We start from the raw sequence: 8,031 nt of genomic DNA, 5'->3' as shown, positions 1-8,031 counted from the left end.
CACACCGCAGCCCACACCTCTCGGTACGCGCGAGCAAGGGAATCCACGGTTTCGTGGGCGTTCAGGCCCGAAGGGTTGCCCAGGACCCACACCGGAACTCCCGCCAGCGTCTCACTCTGCAGGCCCTTCGACGCGGCCGGGCGGGAGAAGGCATCGCGGTAGGCTCCAATCCCCAGAATCATGATGCCGCGGGGCTGATAGTGCTGGGCCAACCCGCGCAGGCGCTCGCCGCCGGCGACATACTCCTCGCGGGTGAGCTCGGATGCCCGCGCCGTGGTGCGCCCGACCAGGTTAGTGAAGCCCAGGCCGCGTGAGCGAAGCATGGCGGCGTCGTCAGGCGTAAGCCCATCGCGGGCGTCGACAAGGTGGGGCGTGATGCCCGCGCGGTAGAGGGCGGGCCAGAATCTGTTGCCGGGGTGGGCGAAGGGGGCGTCGACAAGCGAGCTGCGTGTGCCGGGGTTGATGCCCACGACCCACAGCTTCGCGGAATCGAGGAAGAGGTCTCGCACTAGCCGAACATAATGCGGGCGGTGCTGATGCGGTCCGCGGGGACGCGCTTGAGGTGCTCGACAGATTCCTCGAGGGTGATCAGTTCGATGCCCTCGCCGTGCAGTGCAACGCACGTGCCGAACTTGCCCTCGTGGGCGGCGCGGGCGGCGCGCACGCCGTAGCGAGTGGCCAGCACGCGGTCGAAGGCGGTCGGTGTGCCACCGCGCTGGGTGTGGCCGAGCACGATCGTGCGCACGTCGTAGCCCAGGCGCTGCTTGATCTCGTCGGCGATGATCTGGCCCATGCCGTTGAAGGTGACATGGCCGAACTGGTCGACCTCGCCAAGGCCGGCGTCCATCGTTCCCTCGCGCGGCTCAGCGCCCTCAGCGACGACGATGATGCCGTACTTCTCACCCATCTGGAAGCGTCGTTCCATGGCCTTGCAAATGTCGTCGATGTCGAAGGGTTCCTCGGGGACGACGGTGTAGTGCGCGCCGCCGGCCATGCCTGCGTGCAGCGCGATCCACCCGACGTGGCGCCCCATGACTTCGACGATGAGGATGCGGTTGTGCGACTCGGCCGTGGTGTGCAGGCGGTCGATCGCGTCGGTGGCGACAGAGACGGCAGTGTCAAAACCGAAGGTGTAGTCGGTGGCGGCGACGTCGTTGTCGATGGTCTTGGGCACACCGACGACGGGGATGCCGTTATCAGAGAGCCACTTTGCACCCTTGAGGGTGCCTTCGCCGCCAATGGCGATCAGTGCGTCGATGCCAGCGTCGTCAAGATTGGCCTTGATGGTGTCAAGGCCCGCCTTAAACTTGTCGGGGTGAAGCCGACCGGTACCGAGGATCGTGCCACCGCGCAGCAGGATCGAGTCCATGAATGCGTCGTCGTACAGGTCGACTCGGCGGTCCTCGAGAAGGCCGACCCAGCCGTCGAGGTAGCCAACGACGGTCGATCCATATTGGGAGCTGGCAGTGCGGACGACACCCCGGATAACGGCGTTGAGTCCGGGGCAGTCTCCGCCCGAGGTGAGTGTCGCGAGTCGCATAGCCACCACCCTATCCGCTTTTTACTTTTCGACGCCTAACCGCGCCCGATCTACCGCTTAAGCCCTGCCTCGAACGCCGCGCCCACGCGGTAAAGGCGGTCGTCTTCAAACGCCGGCGCGATGAGCTGGAGCCCAACCGGCAGGCCGGTGTCGGAGGCGGAACCGGCCGGAACCGACATGCCCGGCAGACCGGCGAGGTTCAGCGGCAGGGTGAACAGGTCAAAGTTGTACATGGCCAGGGGATCGTCGACCTTCTCCCCCAGTTTGAACGCGGTCGTCGGCACGGAGGGGCCGGCAATGACGTCGACCTGTTCGAAGGCGCGCTCGAAGTCCTGGGCGATCAGGGTGCGCACGCGCTGCGCCTGCAGGTAATAGGCGTCGTAGTAGCCGACCGACAGGGCGTAGGTGCCCAGGAGGATGCGGCGCTTCGCCTCCGCACCGAAGCCGGTTCCGCGAGTCAGCGCCATGACTTCCTCGGCGGAGTGAGTGCCGTCGTCGCCCTCGCGCAGGCCGTAGCGCATGCCGTCGAAACGCGCGAGGTTCGAGGACACCTCGGACATCTGGATGATGTAGTAGGCACCCATGACGTCTTCGAAGGTGGGGCAGTCCACCTCGATGATCTCGGCGCCCTGAGCGACGAGCTGCTCGAAGGCGGCGTCGATAGCCTCCTGGACTCCCTGCTGGGTGCCCGGGCGGTCGAACTGCTTGACGCGGCCGACCTTCACGCCGGTCAGATCGCCGGAGGCACCCTGCTTCGCGGCGTCGACCACGGGGGCGACGTCGCGCTCGACGGAGGTGGCGTCAAACTCGTCGTGGCCCGCGATAATGCTGTGCAAAAGTGCGGTGTCGAGGACGTTGTTGGCACAGGGGCCGACCTGGTCCAGCGACGACGCGCAGGCGATGACGCCGTAACGCGACACTGCACCGTAGGTGGGTTTGACGCCGACTGTGCCGGTCAGCGACGCGGGCTGGCGGATCGAGCCGCCGGTGTCGGTGCCGATGCCGAGCGGTGCCTGCCCGGCGGCCAGTGCCGCCGCGGTGCCACCGCCGGAGCCGCCGGGGACGCGCTCGAGGTCGTGCGGGTTCTTCGTGCTCTTGTAGGCCGAGTTCTCGGTCGAGGAGCCCATCGCGAACTCGTCGAGGTTGGTCTTGCCAAGGATGGGGATGCCGGCCTCGCGCAATCGCTTGACCACTGTCGCGTCGTAGGGGCTCATGTAACCCTCGAGGATCTTCGAGGCCGCGGTCGTCGGCGCGTCGGTGGTCACCAGCAGGTCCTTGAGCGCGAGCGGAACACCCGCGAGGGCGGAGGCGGGCTCGGCTCCGGCGCGGACCTGGGCGTCGACCTCATCGGCGGCGGCGAGAGCTTCCGCGGCACCGACGTGGAGGAACGCGTCGATGTCAGCGTCGGTTTCGGCGATGCGGTCCAAGAACGCCTGGGTGACCTCGCGGGAGGTCACCTCGCCCGCCTGGATCTTCTCGGCGAGAACGTGTGCGGGAAGAGAGGTCAGGCCCTCGGTCGGCAGTGTGTAGCTGGTCATTTTTATTCGCCCTCTCCCAGAATCTGCGGCACAACAAAGCGCTCGTCTTCGGTTGCGGGAGCCTGGTCAAGCGCCTGCTCCTGCGTCAGCGTCTTCTTCACTACGTCCTCGCGCATCCCCGCCTCGACGGAATGCGGGTGGCTCATCGGCTCGACACCGGTGGTGTCAACCTGCTGGATCTTGGACACTGCGTCCACGATCGTGTCGAGCTGGCCAGCGAACTGGTCGAGCTCTTCCTCGCTCATCTTGATGCGGGCGAGCCGGGCGATGTGGGAGACCTCATCGCGGGAAATCCCTGAAGTGTCAGACAAAGCTAATCCATTCTTCGTGGTGTGCATCCTGAAACGTCACTATCCTACGTCACACCCCGGACACCGATGGGACGCAGGCTGGGAGGCAGGCGCGCGTGATTGTCTCTTACCAATAATTAGTTTGACGCGGTGATATAAATGAGCCATGTCGTATCTTATCCGCGTGACCCTTCCGGACACCCCGGGCAGCCTTGGCGAGCTCGCGGAGGCACTGGGGATGATCGACGCCGATATTCGCTCGGTGGACATCGTCCAATCCGAAGACCACGGCGTTGTCACTGATGACATCGTCGTTGACCTTCCCACGGGCACGCTTGTCGACGCCCTCATTACCGCCGCCGCGACCGTCGACGGCGTCGACGTCGACAGCATCCGCCCGTTCACCGGACGCGTCGACCGCCGCGGCCAGGTGCAGATGCTGGCGCGCATTGCCTCCCAGACAAGCAGGGTCGAAAGCGCCATGGAGGAGCTGGTCTCGGTTCTGCCGCAGGCCATGACGTCCTCGTGGGCCGTTGTCCTGCGCGACACCGGCAACGGGCTCGTGCGCGTTGCCGCCTCACAGGCCGCCCCCGGTGACGACAACTCCTCCCCTGTGCCCCAGGACGTCGACAGCGCCCGGATTCTGGACCCGGAGACGGACACGTGGGTGCCGGAGCCCTGGTGGCTCCTGGACACGGCACTTGCTGCCTGCCCGTTGTCGGGCACCGACATGATGCTCGTCATCGGCCGAATCGGCGGGCCGGACTTCCTCGCCTCCGAGGTGTCCCAGATCGGAGACCTCGGCACCATTATCGGCGCCATGCTGCGCAGGTAGTTGCGCGCGTTGCGGGGATTCTAGAATTCTGGAATTCTAGAAACCATGAACAGCACTACGACCGCCCGCATCGCCGCGCTCGAGGACAGGGTTGCCGCCCTCGAGGAGCGGCTCGCCCCCTCCCCCGACCTTTCCGGACCCGCGCCCGCCGCGCGGGGTGGCCTGCCGGACCTCCCCCAAGCCATCCAAGCCAACGACGAACTGGTCGATGGCGCCGTCGTCTTCGGCGGCGCCGTCACCGTGGGCGCGCGAACCGTCGCGTACCAGTGGGCCCGCCCCACCCACTGGGTCACAGACAGCGACTGGGACGAGCAGATTGAGCGCCTCGCCGCGCTCGCGCACCCCGTGCGCGGGCAAATCCTCCGCCACGTGCTCTGTGACCCCTCCACTGTCGCCGAGCTGGTGGAGGCTGGTGTCGTGACCTCCCCGGGCACCGCCTACCACCACCTCAACGCGCTGCAGGCCGCGGGGTGGTTGACCAAGGCGGGCGGGTCGTTCACGGTGCCACCCGCCCGCATCGTCGCCCTCATGACCATCATCACAGCCGCGGAGGCGCACTGATGAGCCCGCGCGTCATCGGGATTGCCGCGGCACTGGTCACCGCAGCCGTGCTCGCCACAGCGGGCCCGCGCCCGGTGTCGCTGGCCACCCAGGAAACCGGGGATCAGGCCATCGCGTCCTCCCTCGCCGCGGAGGCGGTGGACGGCCAACACAACCTGGCGGCGTTCACGTACGACGACGGGCGCGTCACCTTCGGCGGCCTCGGGGCGGACGCCGACACCGAGTTCGAGGTCGGGTCCCTGACCAAGACCTTCAACGCGGAGCTCACCCGCCAGCTTGTCGAAGAGGGAAAGGTCTCGCTGGACACGACCGTCGGCGAGATCGTCGACGTCGGCGAAGCGCCGCTTCGCGACGTCCGCCTCGAGGAACTGCTCAACCACACCTCGGGGCTCGCATCCATGGAGTCGCTGAGCGTTTCCGAGCTCCTCCTGGCGCGGGTGCGCGACGGCGGCAACGCGTACCGCAGGGACACGCCGGAACAGATTCTGCGGGCCGCCCGGGACGCGGAGCTGTCCGGTCGCGGTCAGTACAGCTACTCCAACTACGGCCACGCCCTTCTGGGGCAGCTCCTGGCGCACCGCACGGCGACGCCCTACCCAGAGCTTGTGCGCACCCGGATCCTGGAGCCAGCCGGGATGACCGACACCTACCTGGCCACCCCCGGCGCGAACCCGGATGCGCCGCGCGGGTTCGGGCCGGACGGGCGCCCCGCGGAGCCCTGGGACATGGACGGGTGGGCCCCTGCCGGGGCGATCCGTTCCACGCCCGCGGACATGGCAAAGTACGTCGACTGGGTTGCCCGGCACGGACGGCCCGACTACGGGTGGCTCGACCGGGATATGGAGGGAAAGCAGTACCCGTACCACAACGGCGGCACGGAGGGGTTCCGCACCGTAATCGTCTGGGACCCGGCACCGGGGTCGAGGCGCGCGGCGTTTGTTGCTGGGGACACCGGGGTGGGCGTCGAGAAGCAGGGCGTGGCCCTCGTGGAAGCTATGGAAGGAGCATTGCCGTGACAACCCTGTTGGTCATCGCCGTCCTGCTCGCTGTGGAGGCGGTGGCGTCCGCCTGGCGCCGCACCTCGCCCGGCCGGAGTGCGGTCAACGCCGTCATCACCGCGGTCGTCGTCCTGCTCCTGGCGCGAAACATGCCGTGGAACTCCGAGATCCCGTTCGCGGTGTGGCCGGTTATCCTCGCCGCGGCGGCCGCCCTCGTCGGGGTGAACGCCGCCCGCGCGGCGGCTACACTTCGCCGGTCTGCAGAAGCTGCTCGAACTCAGCCTCGTTGAGGATTCGCAGGCCCAGCGCCTCGGCCTTGGCGGCCTTGGAGCCGGCGTTGTCGCCGACGACCACGTAGTCGGTCTTCTTGGACACTGAGCCGGAGGCCTTTCCGCCGCGAGACAGGATCGCCTCCTTGACCTCGTCGCGGGTGAAGTTCTCCAGCGTGCCCGTGACCACGACTGTCAGGCCCTCCAAAGTCTGCGGGGCGGCGTCGACGGCCGAGTCTTCCATGGTCACGCCGGCCTCGCGCCACTTGCGCACGATGTCGCGGTGCCAGTCGACGTCGAACCACTCCTTGAAGGACTGCGCGATGACCATGCCGACGCCGTCGGTTTCGGCGAGGTCGTCTAGGGGGGCGTCGATAAGCGCGTCCAAGCTCTTGTAGCGTGACGCGAGCGCACGGGCGGCAGTTGGGCCGACGTGGCGGATGGACAGCGAGACGAGCACGCGCCACAGGTCGGTCTCGCGCGCGGTGGCGAGGTTGTCCAGTAACTTGCGGCCGCTGGCGTTGACCTTCCCGGCCTTTGTTGTGTAGACCGCGGAGCGCTCGAGTTGCTCTGTCGTCAGCGCGAACAGATCGCCCTCGTCGGTGAGAATGCCGCGGGAGGTCAGGTCGATCGCGCCCTTCTCGCCGAGCGCTTCGATGTCGAAGGCGCCGCGGCCGGCCAAGTACTTCAACCGCTGCGCGAGCTGGGCCGGGCAGGACCGCGTGTTGGGGCAGCGCCAATCGGCGTCGCCTTCGCGCGCGGGCGCGAGTGTGGTGCCGCATGAGGGGCATGCCTCGGGGTAAACGAACTCCCGCTCGGTACCGTCGCGCAGGTCGGCGACCGGGCCCAGGATCTCGGGGATGATCTCGCCCGCCTTGCGCACCACGACCGTATCCCCGATCAGCACGCCCTTGCGCTTGACCTCGTCCTTGTTGTGCAGGGTGGCCATGGACACCGTCGAGCCGGAGACAAAGACGGGCTCGAGGATCGCGAACGGGGTCGCGCGCCCGGTGCGCCCGACGGAGACCTGGATATCGATAAGCTTCGTGGTCACCTCCTCGGGCGGATACTTGTAAGCGATCGCCCAGCGCGGCGCGCGCGAGGTCGCCCCCAGAGCGCGCTGCTGGGCAACACTGTCAACCTTGATCACCAACCCGTCCATCTCGTGGATCGCGTCGTGGCGATGGTCGGCCCAGTAGGCCACCGCTTTCTGCACGTCCTCGGCCGTCTCGGCGCGGCGCGTGTACTCGGAGACGGGAAGGCCCCACTCGGCGAGTTTCTCGTAGGCCTCCAGCTGGGTCGCCGGCGTGAACCCCTCGCGCGCGCCGATGCCGTGGCAGATCATGCGCAGCTTGCGCTTCTTCACGTCTTCCGGGTTCTTCTGGCGCAGTCCCCCGGCGGCGGTGTTGCGCGGGTTGGCGAAGGGCTTGCCGCCCTCCTTGATGCGCTGCTCGTTGAGCTCCGGGAAGTCCTCGGGGCGGATGAATACCTCTCCGCGGACCTCGAGCAGCGCCGGGACGTCACCGGTGAGCTCGTGCGGGATGTCGGGGATAACCCGCGCGTTGTCCGTGATGTCCTCACCCACGTGCCCGTCGCCACGAGTGGCAGCGCGGGTGAGCTTACCGTTCTCGTAGACCAGGTCGATGGACAGTCCGTCGATCTTGAGTTCCGTCAGATACGGCCCCGGGGTCTTAGCCAGCCACTCGGCAAGCTCCTCGGCGGAGAAAACGTTGTCGAGGCTCATCATGCGCTCGAGGTGAGTCACGTCCGCAAAAGCGCTGGAGACCGGAGCGCCCACCTGCATCGTGGGCGAGTCGGGCACCGCGAGCTCAGGGTGGTCCGCTTCGAGCTTTTCCAGCGCATGGAACAGCTCGTCGAATTCCTTGTCCGAGATCACGGGCTGACCGTTGTAGTACAGGTCCCTGTGGCGACGCACCTCCTCGGCGAGTTCGTCCCACTGGCGGCGCAGATCCGGCGAAATATCAGTCACGGCTCATAAG

9 protein-coding genes are annotated in these 8,031 nt (G+C 67.3%); 4 read left to right on the top strand and 5 right to left on the bottom strand.

The annotated features are described in order from the left end of the window. The 4 genes from VVR41_RS07390 to gatC all read right to left on the bottom strand — a co-directional run. A partial coding sequence (locus VVR41_RS07390) for a mismatch-specific DNA-glycosylase (protein ID WP_368524209.1) occupies positions 1–509 on the bottom strand: 509 nt, incomplete at its 3' end. Further along, on the bottom strand, positions 509–1,540 hold the full coding sequence (locus VVR41_RS07385) for a 6-phosphofructokinase (protein ID WP_321101109.1): 1,032 nt from the start codon (positions 1,538–1,540) through the stop codon (positions 509–511). The genes VVR41_RS07390 and VVR41_RS07385, both read right to left, overlap by 1 nt. A gap of 50 nt (positions 1,541–1,590) precedes the next feature. Then, positions 1,591–3,078 (bottom strand): Asp-tRNA(Asn)/Glu-tRNA(Gln) amidotransferase subunit GatA, encoded by a 1,488-nt coding sequence (gene gatA, locus VVR41_RS07380; RefSeq protein ID WP_368524208.1) that lies wholly within the window; start codon positions 3,076–3,078, stop codon positions 1,591–1,593. A 2-nt stretch (positions 3,079–3,080) separates the two neighbouring features. Then, complete coding sequence (gene gatC / locus VVR41_RS07375) at positions 3,081–3,389, bottom strand: Asp-tRNA(Asn)/Glu-tRNA(Gln) amidotransferase subunit GatC (protein ID WP_321101105.1); 309 nt, start codon at positions 3,387–3,389, stop codon at positions 3,081–3,083. A gap of 145 nt (positions 3,390–3,534) precedes the next feature. Between gatC and VVR41_RS07370 the strand changes: the two genes are divergently transcribed. From VVR41_RS07370 to VVR41_RS07355, 4 genes are read left to right on the top strand one after another with little or no spacing between them, the layout of a single operon-like run. After that, the gene (locus tag VVR41_RS07370) at positions 3,535–4,203 is read left to right on the top strand and encodes an amino acid-binding ACT domain protein (RefSeq protein ID WP_368524207.1); all 669 of its coding nucleotides are present in this window, start codon (positions 3,535–3,537) and stop codon (positions 4,201–4,203) included. A gap of 45 nt (positions 4,204–4,248) precedes the next feature. Then, a complete protein-coding gene (locus VVR41_RS07365) occupies positions 4,249–4,764 on the top strand; it encodes an ArsR/SmtB family transcription factor (RefSeq protein WP_368524206.1) in 516 nt (171 codons plus the stop codon). Then, entirely contained in the window at positions 4,764–5,780 is a 1,017-nt protein-coding gene (locus tag VVR41_RS07360; protein ID WP_368524205.1) for a serine hydrolase domain-containing protein, read from the top strand. The genes VVR41_RS07365 and VVR41_RS07360 overlap by 1 nt, the downstream gene beginning before the upstream one ends. After that, positions 5,777–6,052, top strand: coding sequence for a hypothetical protein (locus VVR41_RS07355; protein ID WP_368524204.1), 276 nt, complete (start codon positions 5,777–5,779; stop codon positions 6,050–6,052). The genes VVR41_RS07360 and VVR41_RS07355 overlap by 4 nt, the downstream gene beginning before the upstream one ends. Here the strand turns inward: VVR41_RS07355 and ligA are convergent. Then, positions 6,006–8,021, bottom strand: a complete 2,016-nt coding sequence (gene ligA, locus VVR41_RS07350; protein ID WP_368524203.1) for an NAD-dependent DNA ligase LigA — start codon at positions 8,019–8,021, stop codon at positions 6,006–6,008. The genes VVR41_RS07355 and ligA overlap by 47 nt on opposite strands. Between the last annotated feature and the right edge of the window lie 10 nt (positions 8,022–8,031).

Origin of the sequence: Corynebacterium sp. LK2510 (assembly GCF_040946405.1) — a bacterium.
Classification (GTDB): Bacteria; Actinomycetota; Actinomycetes; order Mycobacteriales; family Mycobacteriaceae; genus Corynebacterium.
The sequence above is the reverse complement of the archived record's forward strand: the minus strand, read 5'-3'. Positions and strand labels throughout refer to the sequence as shown.

Coding starts and splice junctions, on each gene's coding strand:
- VVR41_RS07385 (WP_321101109.1), bottom strand. CDS start 1,540: ATGCGACTCGCGACACTCACCTCGGGCGGAGACTGCCCCGGACTCAAC.
- gatA (WP_368524208.1), bottom strand. CDS start 3,078: ATGACCAGCTACACACTGCCGACCGAGGGCCTGACCTCTCTTCCCGCA.
- VVR41_RS07360 (WP_368524205.1), top strand. CDS start 4,764: ATGAGCCCGCGCGTCATCGGGATTGCCGCGGCACTGGTCACCGCAGCC.
- VVR41_RS07370 (WP_368524207.1), top strand. CDS start 3,535: ATGTCGTATCTTATCCGCGTGACCCTTCCGGACACCCCGGGCAGCCTT.
- VVR41_RS07365 (WP_368524206.1), top strand. CDS start 4,249: ATGAACAGCACTACGACCGCCCGCATCGCCGCGCTCGAGGACAGGGTT.